Origin of the sequence: Deinococcus aerophilus (genome assembly GCF_014647075.1) — a bacterium.
Lineage (GTDB): Bacteria > Deinococcota > Deinococci > Deinococcales > Deinococcaceae > Deinococcus > Deinococcus aerophilus.
The window spans coordinates 14,229-29,497 of sequence record NZ_BMOM01000013.1; the positions used below are offsets into that span (position 1 = coordinate 14,229).

At 67.0% G+C, this 15,269-nt stretch carries 17 protein-coding genes; 9 read left to right on the forward strand and 8 right to left on the reverse strand.

Features of this window, described 5'->3' with window-relative positions; all coding sequences use genetic code 11:
• Nucleotides 1-102 precede the first annotated feature (102 nt).
• The gene (locus IEY21_RS09350; protein ID WP_188903727.1) at nucleotides 103-675 is read left to right on the forward strand and encodes a LabA-like NYN domain-containing protein; all 573 of its coding nucleotides are present in this window, start codon (nucleotides 103-105) and stop codon (nucleotides 673-675) included.
• A gap of 13 nt (nucleotides 676-688) precedes the next feature.
• On the forward strand, nucleotides 689-1,786 hold the full coding sequence (gene queA / locus IEY21_RS09355; RefSeq protein ID WP_188903729.1) for a tRNA preQ1(34) S-adenosylmethionine ribosyltransferase-isomerase QueA: 1,098 nt from the start codon (nucleotides 689-691) through the stop codon (nucleotides 1,784-1,786).
• A gap of 38 nt (nucleotides 1,787-1,824) precedes the next feature.
• Here queA and apaG read toward each other — a convergent pair whose 3' ends face one another.
• The gene (apaG, locus tag IEY21_RS09360; protein WP_188903731.1) at nucleotides 1,825-2,238 is read right to left on the reverse strand and encodes a Co2+/Mg2+ efflux facilitator ApaG/CorD; all 414 of its coding nucleotides are present in this window, start codon (nucleotides 2,236-2,238) and stop codon (nucleotides 1,825-1,827) included.
• Between the two features lie 39 nt (nucleotides 2,239-2,277).
• Between apaG and IEY21_RS09365 the strand changes: the two genes are divergently transcribed.
• Nucleotides 2,278-3,351, forward strand: coding sequence for a M42 family metallopeptidase (locus IEY21_RS09365; RefSeq protein ID WP_229753005.1), 1,074 nt, complete (start codon nucleotides 2,278-2,280; stop codon nucleotides 3,349-3,351).
• A 219-nt stretch (nucleotides 3,352-3,570) separates the two neighbouring features.
• Nucleotides 3,571-4,413, forward strand: a complete 843-nt coding sequence (locus tag IEY21_RS09370) for a hypothetical protein (RefSeq protein ID WP_188903736.1) — start codon at nucleotides 3,571-3,573, stop codon at nucleotides 4,411-4,413.
• 15 nt (nucleotides 4,414-4,428) lie between these two features.
• Here the strand turns inward: IEY21_RS09370 and dusA are convergent, their stop codons facing one another.
• The 3 genes from dusA to IEY21_RS09385 form a co-directional block, all read right to left on the reverse strand.
• Nucleotides 4,429-5,463 (reverse strand): tRNA dihydrouridine(20/20a) synthase DusA, encoded by a 1,035-nt coding sequence (dusA, locus tag IEY21_RS09375; protein WP_188903737.1) that lies wholly within the window; start codon nucleotides 5,461-5,463, stop codon nucleotides 4,429-4,431.
• 74 nt (nucleotides 5,464-5,537) lie between these two features.
• Entirely contained in the window at nucleotides 5,538-5,774 is a 237-nt protein-coding gene (locus IEY21_RS09380; RefSeq protein ID WP_188903739.1) for a hypothetical protein, read from the reverse strand.
• A gap of 72 nt (nucleotides 5,775-5,846) precedes the next feature.
• A complete protein-coding gene (locus tag IEY21_RS09385) occupies nucleotides 5,847-6,824 on the reverse strand; it encodes an RluA family pseudouridine synthase (protein WP_229753006.1) in 978 nt (325 codons plus the stop codon).
• Between the two features lie 212 nt (nucleotides 6,825-7,036).
• Between IEY21_RS09385 and IEY21_RS09390 the strand changes: the two genes are divergently transcribed.
• The 5 genes from IEY21_RS09390 to IEY21_RS09410 all read left to right on the forward strand — a co-directional run bounded on the left by IEY21_RS09390 (nucleotide 7,037) and on the right by IEY21_RS09410 (nucleotide 10,380).
• Complete coding sequence (locus IEY21_RS09390) at nucleotides 7,037-7,798, forward strand: ferritin-like domain-containing protein (RefSeq protein WP_188903741.1); 762 nt, start codon at nucleotides 7,037-7,039, stop codon at nucleotides 7,796-7,798.
• Nucleotides 7,799-7,865: 67 nt separating this feature from the next.
• Entirely contained in the window at nucleotides 7,866-8,597 is a 732-nt protein-coding gene (locus tag IEY21_RS09395) for a ferritin-like domain-containing protein (protein ID WP_188903742.1), read from the forward strand.
• Nucleotides 8,598-8,692: 95 nt separating this feature from the next.
• Complete coding sequence (locus tag IEY21_RS09400) at nucleotides 8,693-8,971, forward strand: Sec-independent protein translocase subunit TatA/TatB (RefSeq protein WP_188903744.1); 279 nt, start codon at nucleotides 8,693-8,695, stop codon at nucleotides 8,969-8,971.
• A 114-nt stretch (nucleotides 8,972-9,085) separates the two neighbouring features.
• Nucleotides 9,086-9,631 (forward strand): RNA polymerase sigma factor, encoded by a 546-nt coding sequence (locus tag IEY21_RS09405; protein WP_229753007.1) that lies wholly within the window; start codon nucleotides 9,086-9,088, stop codon nucleotides 9,629-9,631.
• Nucleotides 9,632-9,690: 59 nt separating this feature from the next.
• Nucleotides 9,691-10,380: an anti-sigma factor gene (locus IEY21_RS09410; protein ID WP_188903746.1), complete on the forward strand. Its 690-nt coding sequence runs from the start codon at nucleotides 9,691-9,693 to the stop codon at nucleotides 10,378-10,380.
• Between the two features lie 93 nt (nucleotides 10,381-10,473).
• Here IEY21_RS09410 and IEY21_RS09415 read toward each other — a convergent pair whose 3' ends face one another.
• From IEY21_RS09415 to IEY21_RS09430, 4 genes are all read right to left on the reverse strand, one after another.
• The gene (locus IEY21_RS09415; protein WP_188903748.1) at nucleotides 10,474-12,318 is read right to left on the reverse strand and encodes an ATP-binding protein; all 1,845 of its coding nucleotides are present in this window, start codon (nucleotides 12,316-12,318) and stop codon (nucleotides 10,474-10,476) included.
• Nucleotides 12,315-13,382 (reverse strand): DNA double-strand break repair nuclease NurA, encoded by a 1,068-nt coding sequence (locus IEY21_RS09420; RefSeq protein WP_188903750.1) that lies wholly within the window; start codon nucleotides 13,380-13,382, stop codon nucleotides 12,315-12,317. Before IEY21_RS09420 ends, IEY21_RS09415 begins: the two co-directional genes overlap by 4 nt.
• Nucleotides 13,383-13,509: 127 nt before the next feature.
• A complete protein-coding gene (locus IEY21_RS09425; protein WP_188903752.1) occupies nucleotides 13,510-14,142 on the reverse strand; it encodes a Crp/Fnr family transcriptional regulator in 633 nt (210 codons plus the stop codon).
• Between the two features lie 152 nt (nucleotides 14,143-14,294).
• A complete protein-coding gene (locus IEY21_RS09430) occupies nucleotides 14,295-15,203 on the reverse strand; it encodes a histone deacetylase family protein (RefSeq protein ID WP_188903754.1) in 909 nt (302 codons plus the stop codon).
• Nucleotides 15,204-15,269: the final 66 nt, after the last annotated feature.

The following is a 15,269-nucleotide window of genomic DNA, read 5'->3' on the forward strand; positions in this document are numbered from 1 at the left end:
TGTCCCGACCCTCACCGTTTTGCAACGGGACAGATTTTTCCCGACCGCCCTTTTGGCCCCTTTCCTTTGTTTTTGGCCCGACCCCACAACAGGAGAAATTTCATGCAATACGTTGTTCACCGCCCCCGTGTGGGCGTGTTTATCGATACCCAGAACCTGTACCACTCGGCGCGCGACCTGCTGGAGCGCACCGTGAACTTCGAAACCATCCTGCGCGTCGCCACCGAGGACCGTGAGCTGCTGCACGCGATCTCGTACACGGTCGAGCGCGAGAACGAGGCCACCGCCCGGCCCTTCATCTACAAGCTCTCCACCCTGGGCTTCAAGGTGCGGCGCATGAACCTGCATCTGCACCACGTCACCGACGGCGGCAAGCCCATCTATGAGGGCAACTGGGACATGGGCATCGTGGCCGACATGGTGCGGCTGATGGATCACCTGGACGTGGTGGTGCTGGGCAGCGGCGACGGCGACTTCACCGACATCGTGGAGGTGCTGCAGGAGCGCGGCAAGCGGGTGGAGGTGATCGCCTTCCGCGAACACACCGCCCAGAAACTGATTGACGCCGCCGACCGGTTTACCCACCTGCCGGACATTGACGAGGCCCTGATGCCGGCCCGGGGGCGGGGCGGCAAGGGTGCGGACGAGCCGAAGCCGGAAGACGCGCCGCAGTGACCCGGGAATGTCTATGTCCGACTCCAGCCGACATGACGCCGACGCCGTCCTCGCCCGACTGAACTTCACGCTGCCCCCGGACCGCATCGCCCAGACCGGCGCGGAGCCGCGCGACGCCTCGCGCCTGATGGTGGTGCGTGACGCGATCACGCACCACGTCTTCCGCGACCTGCCCGCGCTGCTGCGGCCCGGCGACCTGCTCGTGTTCAACGAGAGCCGCGTGATTCCCGCCCGGGTGATGGCCCGCAAGCCCCTGACCCCGGACGGCCACGGCGGTCAGCACGGGGGCGGCGTGGTGGAGGTGTTGCTGCTGCGTGAGGAACAGGAAAACCTCTGGAGCGCTTACCTCAAGCCCGCCAAACGGGCCGGCCGGGAGCTGTGGCTGGGGCAGCCCGGCGGCACGCAGCACCGTGCCGAGGTCGTGGGCGTTCTGGACGACGGTGCCCGCCTGCTGCGCTTTGAGCATGACCTGAAGCCCCACCTCGACGAGATCGGGCGCTTGCCCCTTCCGCCGTACATTGTGGCCGGCGACAACGATGACGTGTGGCGCGAGCGCTACCAGACGGTGTACGCCCGCGATCCTGGCAGCGTCGCGGCCCCCACCGCCGGACTGCATTTCACCCCTGAGCTGCTCTCACGGCTGGAGGACATGGGTGTGGAGCGCTGCGCCGTTACCCTGCATGTGGGCGCGGGGACCTTCCGGCCCATCCAGGGGTCCGTGGCAGACCACACCATGCACGCCGAGCGCTACGCGGTGGGTGGGCAGACGGCCCAGGCCATCAACCGCGCCAAGGCCGAGGGCCGGCGCGTGATTGCCGTGGGCACCACCACGGTCCGCACGCTGGAAAGTGCGTGGGACGGCGAGCGGGTCCGGGCGGGTGAGGGAGAGACCCGTATCTTCATCACCCCGGGCATTCCAGTCCAGGTGCCCGACATGCTGATTACCAACCTGCATCTGCCCGGCAGCACCCTGCTGCTGCTCGTCGCGGCCTTTGCCGGAGAAGCGCGCATCCGGGCCGCCTACGACGCGGCCCTGGCAGACGGCTACCGCTTCTACTCGCTGGGAGACGCGATGCTGCTGGAGCGGGAAGCGGCCGGCGAAGCGCCGTAGGCACCGTTCCGCAGGCGCGGCTGGCCTGCTGAGTGCGGCTAGTTCAGCGTCCGCTCGCCCGGCACGTCCAGCATGAAGGCGGGCACCGGCACCTGTGCCCGCACGCCCCAGGCATCCTGCACGACGTAGTGCCCGGCCATCCAGCCCGGTGTGGCCTCGACGGTCACGAAGGAGTCGTAGACGAAGGCCCCGCCCGGCGCAATCACCGGCTGTTCGCCGACCACGCCCTCGCCGTCCACGCTGATCTCGTGACCCAGGGCATCCACGATGTCCCAGTGTCGCGCGAGCACCTGCCAGGTCTGGTCGCTGTGGTTCTCGATGCGAATCAAGTAGGCGAACACCCGCCGCCGGGGCGTGCTCTGCGCCGCGAGATGGGCCACCTGCACGGTCACACGCAGGTCCGGCGTGGTGGAGGGGAATCCGGTTTCGTCCGGAACAGGGGGACGGCTCATCGCTTCCGAGCATACCCGAAGGCGGCTACACTGCCCCCCGTGACCTCCACTCCTGAGCAGCCTTCTTCCGCCATCAACCATGACTTCCTGTTTGCTCTGCTGTCGCAGGCGGCTCCCAGCGGCGCCGAGCGGCGCGCTGCGGACGTCTGGAAGGCCGAGGCGGCCGCCTTTGCCCAGGTTTCCGAGGACCACTACGGCAACGTGTACGCCGAACTGGGGCCGGAGGGCGCGCCGGTGATCGCCCTGATGGGCCACCTCGACGAGATCGGCCTGATCGTTTCGCACGTCGGCGACGAGGGCTTTCTGAGCGTGCTGCCGGTGGGCGGCTGGGACCCGCAGGTGCTGGTGGGCCAGCGCATCCGCCTGCTCGCTCCCGGCGGCGACCTGCTGGGTGTGATCGGCAAGAAGGCCATTCATGTGATGGAGGCCGAGGAGCGTACCAAGGCGAGCAAGCTCGAAGACCTGTGGATTGATGTGGGGCTGAGCAAAGAGGATGCTCAGGAGCGCATTCCGGTGGGCACCTACGCGGTGATTGAACAGAGCCCCATCATGGTGGGAGACAAGATCGTCAGCCGGGCCCTGGACAACCGCGTGGGCGCGTTCATTGTCCTTGAAGCGCTCAGGGCACTGAAAGACACCGAACTGCGCCACCGCGTCGTGGCGGTCGGAACCAGCCAGGAGGAGATCGGGGTCTTCGGGGCGACCGTCAGCGGGTACAGGCTCGATCCGATCGCGGGCGTGGCGGTGGACGTGACGCACGAGACCAAGCAGCCGGGCGTGAGCGAGAAGAAGTACGGCGTGGCTCCCTTTGGCTCGGGCGCCAACCTGGCGGTCGGCCCGATGACCAGTCCCGTGATCCTGCGTCAGATGACGGCGGCGGCCAAGGCGCAGAACATTTCCTACACCCTGAGCGCCAGCGGACGCTACACCGGTACCGATGCCGACGGGCTGACCCTGGTGCGTGCCGGCGTGCCCAGCGCGGTGGTGAGCATTCCCAACCGCTACATGCACAGCCCCAGCGAGATGGTGGACGCCCGCGACGTGAAGGCCTGCACCGACATCATCGCGGCGTGGGTCAAGGGTCTGGAGGAAGGCCCGGACTTCACGCGTTAACCACTTCAAAAGAAACTGGGGGATAGAGCCCCCCGTTGTGGAGTTGTTGCCTAAGGAAAACTGAAGCCCGGAAGTCCGGCAGTCCCGATACGCTGGTCCACCATGTCCAAACTGTTTCTGCCCGCCACCCTGGTTCTGACCGGCCTTCTCAGTGCTTGTGGAGGAGGAGAGCCGTCACCGCCCTCTCCAGGCTCGATATCTCTGATCGGAAGCACCTCTGTGGTCATCGGTGAAACGCCCCGGTTCAACGCTGTGGTGCGCGATGCGGGCGGCAACGAGATGGCCGCCGCCGTGACCTACACGTCCAGTCAGCCCCAGGTTATTGAGGTGGATGATGAGGGAGTGCTGACGGTCAAGCGCCTGAGCGCTGCCGGAAAGCCCGTGGTCATCACGGCCAGCGCCGGAACCCAGCGGGACAGTCTGAACGTCAGCACCTTCGGTCTGGAGATGGCCCTGGGTACCTACGTATGGAACACCCAGAAGCCGGAAGACAGTCCGGGCCTGTTCATGGCCGTTCGCTACCGCCCCGAGAGCGGAAAGACGCAGGCCTCGACCTTCACGGTAGAAACGCCCGGCAGTGAGCAGCTGTCCTGCCCGCTGTTTGTGGACGACACCACCGGGTGGTGCTGGTGGGCGCTGCCGGATGCCACCCGCTTTCCAAACGGCGAGTATCAGGCCAGCCTGTTTCAGAACGGCGTGACCTACACGACCCGGGCCTCGTTGGATACCCGCGAGGGTCTGCTGGGGTTCGTGGCCCAGCCCAGCGTGAGCACTGCCGACCGTCAGGTCACCTTTGTGGGTGAGCCGCCGGCCGGTACCCAACGTCTGTTCTCCTATATCAAGGGGCCTGGGGTGGTGGGTGACCAGATCCGCGGCGATCAGGCCGACGCTGTTTTTGCCAATGCTTTGCCCGCCACGCTGAACGTTGGTTCGGGGGTGGCGGCTAACACCTACGCGGCGTGGATCACCGCCATGACCGGCAACCTGGACAGCTTTGCGGAGGTATTGCCCGAACGGCTGAATGCTTCGGCCACCTACGCAGGCGAAGTAACGCTGCCATGAGCTGAGGTCCAGGGTTCAGCCGGCGGGGGGTGCTGCTCTTTCCCCCGCGTCCATCCGGGTGTCCAGCACTTCCGCTGGCACCCCGGCAAGGGCGTCTCGCACCACATCCAGGCCCGCGCCCGGCTGATGGGCCCGCTCGCTGAGGGTCCGTTTCCAGTGCCGCGCTCCCGGCTGCCCGGCAAACAGGCCCAGGGTGTGCTTCATCACGCGGTTCAGGGGCTGTCCTGCCTGAAGTTCGGCGGCCACGAAGGGCAAGAACGCCTCGATGGCCTCGCGGCGGGTGGGCGGTACACGGTCCTCGCCAAAAACATCACGGTCGGCGGCCGCGAGCAGGTACGGCGTCTGGTAGGCGGCCCGCCCGATCATGGCGCCGTCGGCCCACGCCAGGGCGTCCCGGGCGGCGTCCAGGGTGAGCAGGCCGCCGTTCAGCACGACCGTCAGGTGGGGAAAGTCCGCCTTGAGCTGCCGCACCACGTCGTAGCGCAGCGGCGGAATCTCGCGGTTTTCCTTGGGAGACAGCCCCGAGAGCCATGCCTTGCGTGCGTGAACGATGAACGTCTCGCATCCCGCCGCCGCCACCGTCCGCACGAAATGGCTGAGGTGGTCGTAGCTGTCCAGATCATCAATGCCGATGCGGTGTTTGACCGTCACCGGCAGGGTGGTCGCGCCGCGCATGGCCTCCACGGCGCGGGCCACCACGTCCGGCGAGGCCATCAGGCACGCGCCGAAGGACCCGCTGCTCACGCGGTCGCTGGGGCAGCCGCAGTTCAGGTTTACCTCGTCATAGCCGTAGTCTTCTGCAATGCGGGTGCATTCGGCCAGGGCCGCCGCGTCGCTGCCGCCCAGTTGCAGGGCGACCGGGTGCTCGGTCTTCCCGAAAGCTAGGTGCCGGTCGCGGTCGCCGTGCAGGATCGCGCCCGTGGTGATCATCTCGGTGTACAGCAGCGTCCGGCGGGTCAGGGTGCGGTGAAACGTCCGGCAGAAGCGGTCGGTCCAGTCCATCATCGGCGCGACCGAGAGGGTGTGGGGAGGTGGGGAAGAGGCAGGCATGGCAAGGGGCAGTGTAAAGGCAGGCGCGCCGGCCAACCGTGCCCGCGCGCCTCTCCTGGTCTGTGTTGCGTCCGTTACAACTTGCGCCCGGTTCCCGTGTCTGCGTCGAAGGTGGTTCCCGAATCGTCGGTGTCCTTGGGGCGGTCCGGTACGGCCTGGGGGGAGGGCCGTTCCTGGCCGATGGCGGTGTCGGTCATGCCGCTTCCGGACTCGTCGTAGTGTCCGCTGCGCTCACTCATGTCGTTGCCCAGATCGTCGGGCAGCCCGCCCTGGGTTCTGGCCCGTGACTGCTCATCCGGATTCTTGGTCATGTCCGGAGTGTAGGCGGTGGTCCCCGATGGGGGAAAAGGAACGTCTTCATGCAGGGTTGGAGGACGGGAAGCCTATTCCAGCGGCGGCTGTTCCAGTGTTTCCGGGACGGCGCCCCCCAGCGCCACCCAGGCGGTCAGCAGGTCGTCGGGTGCGGGGGCATGCAGGCGCAGCGTCTTGCCGGTGAGGGGATGGGGCAATTCCAGAAACTGGGCGTGCAGGGCCTGCCGGAGCATCGTTTCGCTGGCGCGGCCGTACACCGCGTCGCCCAGGATCGGGCTGCCCAGGTGCGCGAGATGCACCCGGATCTGGTGGGTGCGCCCGGTGCGCGGCTGGGCCCGCACCAGGGCCAGGGTGCGCCCGTGTCCGTCCGGATGGGCCGAGAGCGGCGTGAAGACGGTCTGCGCCTCACGCGGATTTGCGCCCCCCACCGTCATGCGCTGGCGCTGGACCGGGTGGCGGCCGATTGGGGCGTCCACGCGGACCGACTCCGCGGCTTTCCAACTTCCGGCGGCAATGGCCAGATAGGTCTTGCGGGTGTCGCGGTCCTTGAAGGCGGCGGCGAGCCGGGCGTGCGCGGTGACGGTCTTGGCAACCACGATCACGCCGCTGGTGTCTTTATCCAGCCGGTGCACGATGCCGGGGCGGTAGCCGTCCGGTCCATCGTGGCCGCTCTGTTCGGGCAGTGTCATGCGGCCCAGCAGCGCGTTCACCAGCGTGCCGCCCGTGACCCCCGGCGCCGGGTGGGTGATCATGCCCGGAGGCTTGTTCACGGCGATCAGGTGCTCGTCCTCGTACAGCACGTCCAGCGGCACCTGTTCGGCTTCCACGGTCGCGTCTGGCGGAGGCGGCATCTGCACGTGCAACGTCTCACCCCCCCGCAATTTCAGGCTGGTTTTGGACACCGCCTCTCCGTCCACGGTGACTGCCCCGGCGGTGATCCAGCCTGACACCTGCGAGCGGCTGTGCCCGCTCAGGGCTGCGAGCACAGCGTCCAGTCGGCCCGGCGTGGCCTGAAATTCGGTGGGTGGGGCAGGGGCCAGGGCAGACACGCCGCCAGTTTAAGGCCTCCCCGCCCGTCTTCACCTGACCTTCACCCTTCGTCCCGGCATGATCCGATCGGGAAAGGGCCGCATATATCCGGTTGAGCGCTGGTTTCCGGGACTGCCAAAGCGGCGGCCTCAGGGTGCTGCACCACCGCTCCGGGCCACTTCAGGTCCGGGCGGACACACAGGCGACTCACGCCACTCAAGGGAGGATTTTCATGCCGGAGAACACTCAGACCACTCCCCTCGCACCCGAGATCAGCGGGGGCCAGGGCACGTCCCGCCGTCAGTTCATGGGGTACGCCGGCCTGTTCGGTGCGGGCCTGTCGCTGGTGGCCTGCCGCCAGGAGCCCATCAACACGATGACGCCGGCCCAGAAACAGGACATCGCCATCCTGAACTACGCGCTGACGCTGGAATACCTGGAAGCCGACTTTTACGCCTCCTTTACCGGAACGGGCGCCAACGTCTCCAAGCTGAGCAGGCAGGAAGTCAAGGATTACGCCCAGGTCATCGCCCAGCATGAGCAGGCCCATGTGGACGCCCTGAAGAAGACCATCATGGATCTGGGCGGCACCCCGGTGGCCAAACCGAACTTCAACTTCGGTCCCCTGATTGGGGGCAAAACCGTGAACGACGAGTTGTTTCTGCAGCTGGCGGCAACCCTTGAGCCGGTCGGCGTGCGCGCCTACCTGGGCCAGGTGGCCCGCCTGAGCAATCCGGACCTGATCGCTGCGGCCGCGGCCATTCACGCGGTCGAGGCCAACCATGTCTCGGCCATTCAGGAACTGCGCGTGAAGCTCGGCTTCAACAAGAGCCCCACCCGGCAGACTTCCATTGCTCCGCAGAGTGTCGCCAATCCGACGAGCACCACCGCCGCCGATTTCGATGCGGATTACTCCCCGACGCCCACCGCGTTCTGGGAAGCGCTGACGATGGAGCAGGTTCTGGCCATCGTGTCGCCCGTCATCGTCAAGTAAGCCGAGACCACAGGCAGAAACGGCGGGTCCGACGGACTGTCGCCCTGAGCCGAGAGGAGAATCCCACATGACTACCCCCAATCGCCGTTCATTTCTGAAATACGCTGGAGTTGGTGCAGGTGCGCTGACCCTGGGCGGCCTGAACCTGTCCGCACTGGCCGCCACCAGCCCGAGCACCAAGAGCGTTCAGCAGGACATCGCCATCCTTCAGTACGCCCTGGTCCTGGAATACCTGGAAGCAACCTTCTACAGTGCCTTTACCGGCAACGGCGGCTTTGCCGGCAAACTGAAGGAGGAGCGGGTCAGGGAATACGCCAAGGAACTGGCCGACCACGAACAAAAGCACGTGGACGCCCTGATTGCCACCATCAAGGAACTGGGCGGCACCGCCAACCCCAAGCCGAATATTGATTTCCAGCCCCTGATTGGGGACGGCAGCAGCCTGAACGATCAGGCCTTCCTGAAGCTCGCGGCCATCTTCGAGCCCATTGGCGTCCGGGCCTATCTGGGACAGGCACCCAGCATCCAGAACAGCAAGGTCCTGACGGCCGCCGCAAGCATTCTGGCGGTGGAAGCCAACCACGCCAGCGGCATTCAGGAATTGCGCCGCGAGATGGGCTACGTCTCGGGCATCGTGACCAACCAGACCAACATCGCGCCTCAGCCTGGAACGAACGACTCCGAGACCGACACCAATAACTTCGATGTCAGCTACTCGCCGGTTCCCACCGCGTTCTGGAAGCCGCTGAGCATGGAAACCGTCCTGAAGATCGTGGGGCCGCTGATCAAGTCGGGCTGAGCGCTTCACTTTTATCCTCGTCCTCAGGGGACGCCGGCTGGCCTTCGGGCAGCCCGTCCCCTGCTCTGTTCCCACACGTTTCCGGAGGAAATGCCATGCCCAACATTGGACCTGCAGAACTGATCGTGATCCTGATTGTCGCCCTAGTGGTCTTTGGCCCCCGCAAGCTGCCCGAACTCGGCAAGAGTCTGGGACACGGCCTGCGCGAATTCCGCAAGAGCACCCAGGGCCTCAAGGAAGAGTTCGAGGGCGGCCTGAATACTCCCGCCGCCGCGGCCCCCACACAGGCCATCCACGCCTCGGTGCCCGCCCAGCCCGTTGCCGCCGTCGCTGCCGCCTCCGTCACTCCCCCGGCGCAGCCGATTCAATCGTAAGGAATCATGCCATTAGGGGTCATCAGGGACGGGCTCAAGCCCTGAACCCCAAAGTTTTCCAAACCCTCATCCGGATTGAGGACCTGTGTATCTTGCTAGGCTGGTCCGGAACCCATGAGTCAACCCTTCCTTTCTCAAGACCTACCCGACGAGGCCCTGCTTCAGGCCATGGCCGGTGGTCAGGAAGATGCGCTGCGAGAACTGCACGGCCGGTATGCCCGGCTGCTGTACGCCCTGGGCCACCGGATGCTGCGCCAGGCCGACGATGTGGAGAGCTGTGTTCAGGATGCGTTCATGAATGCCTGGAAGCATGCAGCGCGCTTCGATCCGGCGCGGGCCAGCGTCAAGACCTGGCTGGTCAGCATCGCGCACCACCGTTTTCTCCAGCAACTGCGCGACCGCCCGGAGACGGCGCTGGAAATCGAGGACTGGGACGCCCCGACCTCTGCCAGCGACCCGACCGACCGGCTGATGGCCGAACAGGCAGTGGCAGGATTGGAGCCTCAGCACCGCCAGCTGGTCGAACTCGCGTATTACCGGGGCTATTCCCACAGCGAGCTGGCCGTGTTGCTCGGACTGCCGGTCGGTACCGTAAAATCTCGACTGCGCTCGGCCCTGAATCTCATGAAAGCTCGCCTGGATCCTTCCGGTCTGCAGTGAGCCCCGCTCCCTCTCCTCAGCGCTGTGTGCTGAGCTCCCCGGAAGGCAGGTGAACACGCATGACCATCAATCCAGACGACCTGTTGGCCCTGGCCCTGGGGTCCCTTTCTCCACAGGAGGAGGCGCGTGTTCGTGCCGCGTTGCAGCAGGACCCTGAGGCACTGGCGCAGTATCGTGCCGATTTCAAGGCCCTGCATAGCCTGCCCGATGCCCTGCCCCTGGCCGAGGTGCCCGCGGGGGCCGAAGACCGTCTGATGGCGCGGCTGCGTGCCGAACAGGCCGGTGGGCGCACAGCGGACGCACAAGTCCCTGTCGCAGCGCCTTCACCCGCCCCCGTACAACCCACCGCCCGCGTCTGGCCCTGGCGAATCGGCGGCCTGCTCGCGCTGGCTGCGGCCGCCGCTCTGTTCTTTGTCCTGCGGCCTGCCGGTGACCCACTGACCCGGTATGCGGCCCAGCCGGGGGCCGTGACCCAGCCGCTGATCGGCGCGGATCAGGCGCAGATCGGACAGGTGGTGCGTCTCGCCGATGGCAGCGCCTACCTGTACCTGACGGCGGCCCCGCCCAGTGACCGGGTGTATCAGTTGTGGCAGATTCAGGGCACGACCCCGGTGTCGCTGGGGGTTATGGACGGTCAGGGCACCCTGGTGGCCCAGGCCCCCACTGGCATCACCCTGGCGGTCAGCGTGGAACCCCCCGGCGGCAGCGATCAGCCGACCACGACACCGATTCTGGTGCAGCAGCTGTAGCGCCGCGCCCCGGGCTGGCAAGGGGCAGCCGGGTCCTGTTTATGTAGGGACCCGGCTGCCCTGTCCTGTGTCTTTCTGTCCTGGGTTCCGGCTTCACCTCAGCCAGTCGTCGCCCACCTCCACCACGCTGCGGCCCGCGAGGTCGTCCACTTCATCGCCGCGTGTGGCCCAGGCCGGGAACGGGTAGTTGACGAGGACCGGGTTGGGCACATCGGGCTGCGAGACGAGCATGGTGCCGGGTTGCAGGATGCCCGCACGCGCGCGGAAGCTCTGGGGCAAGAAGCGGTACTCGGGGCGCTCGGCCTCGGCGAGGTCCAGGCGGCCCACCACCCGCACGGCGGCGTTGGAAACGATGCGCCGCTCGACCTCGGAGGCGGTCTGCTGCGCGCCGATCAGAATGATGCCCAGGCTGCGGCCCCGTTCAGCAATTTCCAGCAGGATGTCCTTGATGGGGCTGCCCTCGTCGCGCGGGGCGTACTTGTTCAGCTCGTCCAGCACCACAAAGACCGTGTCCTGCCGCCCGTACTTCTCCTTGTGGTCGAAGACCTGCCGCAGCAGCACGCCCACCACAAACATCTGCGCGGGGCCCGAGAGGTTGTGGATGTCCACCACGCTGAGTTGCGCCCCGCTCAGGAGGTTGGGACGGTAGCGGGCGGCCTCGCTGGCAGTCAGGTCGCCGCGGATCAGGGGCGTCAGGTGCTTCTGCACGCCGCGCAGCCGCCGGGTAAAGGCGCGCAGGGTACCGGGGGCCTGCTTGAGCACCCACTTGGGATCGCCCTCACCGTCGCGGTCCTCCAGCAGCTTGAACTCGATGTAGGAAATCAGCTGGTCAAAAGTCCGCAGGTTGACTCCGCCCAGTTCTCCGAATTCCAGGTCCTCGGGCGGCGTCTCGCTGAGGTCCACCTGCCAGTCGTCCACGCTCAGCCCGGTTCCGTTGCCCGTCTGCGCCGAGGCCAGCCGGAACAGCTTTTCCTCGATGTTGCCGATCACAAACCCCAGGTTGAGGCTGCTGCCCGCATCCGAGAACACGTACTGCAGCAGCCGGTTGGCACAGAATTCGCGCAGCGTGAACACAAAGGGAGTCACGCCTTCCGAGCGCTGATCGGTGTGGGGCACGATGGCGCTGCCCGACGTTCCGGCGCGGGGTGGGGCCAGGAACTGGGTGTCCTGAAAGGGCGACATCGGCAGCCCCAGCAGCGTGTAGCGGTCGGCGTCCAGTCCCTTGCCTGATTGCGCCTCGGCTTCTTTCTTCTGCACCTTGCTGTTGGGTTTGTCGAGAAACAGCAGATCCTCGCCCTTGACGTTAAAAATGATGGCCCGCCCGCCGGAGGTCCCCGCCATGCGCCCGCCGCTCGCCTGGGCCACGCGGTCCATCACGCCGCTGCGGAAGATGCTGTGCAGCAGGAACAGGGCGTAGCTGGTCTTGGTCGCCACCCCCGAGATGCCCGAGATGTTGATGTGCCCGCCGCTCTCGCCGTTGACAAAGCGGAAATTCAGTGGCAGCGGCTGACCGTCGGCGAGCAGACCGCCGGGAAAGCTGGCCTCGCCCATCTTGTCTGCGCTCAGGGCCATCTTCAGGTCGTCTCCGTGGGCGTGGCGCACCGTATCGCCGGGCTGCGGCGGAATGAAGTTCTCGGGGTCCACCCGCGTGACAAGGACCCGGGCGGCGTAGCTGACCGAGGCGGGCAGCACCCCGGCCACCACGTCCTCCACGTCCGACTCGAAGGTCACGCCCTCGTGGCGTTTGCGCACGTTGTCTACCAGCCCGAAAAAGCGCACGGTCCGGCCGTCGGGCCGCCGGGTCTGCACCACCACCAGATCATCCAGCTGCACGCTCGCGCCCGCGCTGACCGCAAACCAGAACACGGTGGGCATCACGTCCTCGGTGCCTAGGACCATACCGATGCGGTTCGCCGTGTCCGCACCTGGCCCGGTCATGCCACCGCTCCCGTGGGCTGACCCAGCTCGCGGGCCAGGTGGGAGCGGATGCGCCGCGTGACCAGTTCGGCGCTGCCCATCGCCCGGTCCATGGCGTGTTCCAGCGCGGCGGTGGGAATCAGATTCTGGGGGGCGCGGGCGTCCTTGTGTGGCGTGCTTGCCAGGCGGCACAGCAGCTGGCCCGAGAGGTTGGCGACCTGCAACACGGCGCGCGGCACAAAGTCGCTGTCCTCGGGGGCGTGCATCTCCAGGCGCATCACCCCGGCGAGCGGGTGCTGGTAGAACGGCGGATCACACAGCCGGACATACCACGTAAAACGCTGCTCCCGCCCCTCGCTGTCCTGACTGCCGCCCTGGTCCCCGACCCGGAAGCGCAGCACCGGCGTGCGCTCGCCGGGCTTCAGCGTACCCAGCAGCCCAATGCGGTCTGCTCCCAGGTAGTCGGTGTGCAGCGTCTTCACACAGCCCAGCACCGCGCGTCCGGCCCCCCCGATCCGCACCGGACCATCCTGCAACACCAGCGTGTCCGGCAGGGCGGCGCGGTCGTGTTCGTCCAGGGGCAGCGCGGCGGCCAGCCGGCGGCTCAGGTCCCCCTCGGCATCCAGCATCAGGCGCTGCACCTTGCCCAGAGCGCCTTCCAGTTGCGTTCCGGCAAAGGCGTGGGGGGTGTATTCCAGCTGGCCAGTGTGCGGGTTGCGCGGGCTGAGGCGGGTGGGTTCCAGGGTCACGCCGCCGTCCCCGCTGTAGGCCAGCACCCGCTGGGCCACCACCTTCAACAGGTCGGCCTGCCGCGAACCGTGGGGACACAGATCCACCGCGCCCGCCACGTAGGCCCCGAACCCCGCCAGGCTCAGTCCGCCTGCCTCGTCATCGAGCAGCAGCCGGGCCTCCATGCGCCGCTTGCCGTCCACCACCAGCACCCGCGTCAGCCAGGAGGGCACCTCGCGCGGGGCGATGGCCGCCCAGCGGTCGGTTTCTGCATTGAACACCAGCCCCGCAAAAGGCTTGAGGGTCAGTTGCCCGTCTTGGGTATCCACGGGCCAGGGGTCGAGACGAATCCGCATGGGCAGCATTCTACGGTGTGGGCGAATTTTCTCGGTATGGCTACGGAGCGGGCAGGCCCAGGAAGCCACAAAAAATCCCCTTCGGTGGTCAAGGGGATGGGAGGGAGCAGCGGATTTTGGGAACAGATCAACCGTGGTAGCCGCTCAGGCTCCGCAGACGTTCCTCGTCGGTCAGGGTCAGGCAGCGGTAGGCGGGGAGCAGCAGACCATCGTCGCGCATCTCGCCGATCAGCTTGCTTACGCTTTCACGGGTCGCGCCGGTGCCCTCGGCAATCAGCTCATGGGTGGCGCGCACGTAACGGGTTCCGTCGGCGTGCTGGCCGCCCAGGGTGCTGCCCGCGAGGTTCAGCAGGTAACGGGCGATGCGTTCGCGTAGGTCGCCGTCTTGAATATGAACGCCATCGGTCATCATGCGCTGAAGCTGCGCGCTGAGGCTGCGGGTCAGGTCCCACAATTCCGCCGCCGACAGGTGCTGCGGGTGGATCGGCGTCAGGGTGGCGTCGGTCAGGGCCACCACCTGATGGGCGCGGGTCTGATCGTGCAGCGTTTCCTCGCCGAAGACGTCGCCGGGATGGATGTGCCGGACCGTAAGGTTGCGGCCCTGGGGGGTCAGGCGCACCGCACGCATCAGCCCGCTGTCGAGGCGGTACAGGCTGGGGGCGCTGTCGCCGGCGTAGTACAGCGTCTGTCCGCGCCGCACCATGCGGCTGCTCAGGTCGGTATGGAGGGTGGGGACGGCGGAGGGGGCAGTGTACGTCATGATTGCTCCTTTTTCCGGAGGCCGGTACCTTTCCAACGCGGTCAGCGCTCTTGACAAGGAGTGTACAAGCTTTGTTCAACCTTGAAACGTTCAACCCCCACACTATGAACATTTCGTCAGGGTGCCCAGATACAATGCTGCCCCCAGTTCAGTCAGGCGAACACTTCCAGGCCATCCAGGACCACGCTGGCGTGGGCTTCGATGGTCAGGGCGTGGTCACGGTTGTAGCCGCCTGCCAGCATGGTCACCGTGGGGACCCCCGCCTGGGCAGCCCAGCTCAGCACGGCCCGGTTGCGTTCACGAACGCCGTCCAGACTCAGGGCGAAGCGTCCGAAGCGGTCGCCGCTCAGCACATCGGCCCCCGCCAGATACAGCAGCAGGTCGGGCCGGAAGGCCTCCAGGGCGGGCAGCGCCTGCGTGTGCAGCACGCTCAGGTATTCTAGGTCACTGACGCCGTCGCCCAGCGGCAGGTCCAGCGAGCTGGCCTCCTTGCGAAACGGGTAGTTGCGCTCGCCGTGAACGCTGAGGGTAAAGGCCCGCGCCTCGGCACCCAGCAGCGCCGCCGTGCCGTTGCCCTGATGCACGTCCAGATCAATGACCGCCACCCGGGTGGCGAGGCCGCCGTCCAGCGCCACCCGGGTCAGGATGGCTGCGTCGTTGATCAGGCAAAAGCCCTCGGCGCGGTCGCGGAAAGCGTGGTGCGTGCCTCCAGCCAGGTTCGCTCCCCAGCCTGTCCGCAGTGCGTCGTGCAGGGCCGCCAGCGAGCCGCCCGCCGCCCGGCGAGAACGCTCGACCACCTGCGGCGACCACGGCAGCCCGAAGGCGCGTTCCTCGGCGCGGCCCACCTCTCCGCGTCGCCAGCGCCGCAGCCAGTGGGGATCGTGGGCCCGCGCCGCGTCCGCCCAGCTCAGCGCAGGAGTGTCCAGCACCGGGAGTACAGAACGCAGCCGCTCACGGACCCCGGCGTACTTGTAGTACGGAAAGCGGTGGCCCTCGGGCAGCGGGAAATGATGGTCGGCCGGCGAGTAGGCGCGAAAGGGGTGGGCGGGGGGCACAGACACCCGCCCAGTCTGAGGCCGCCGGGCTGGCCGGACGGCAAGGTCCGCCACGGATCCGCCACCGGGTGG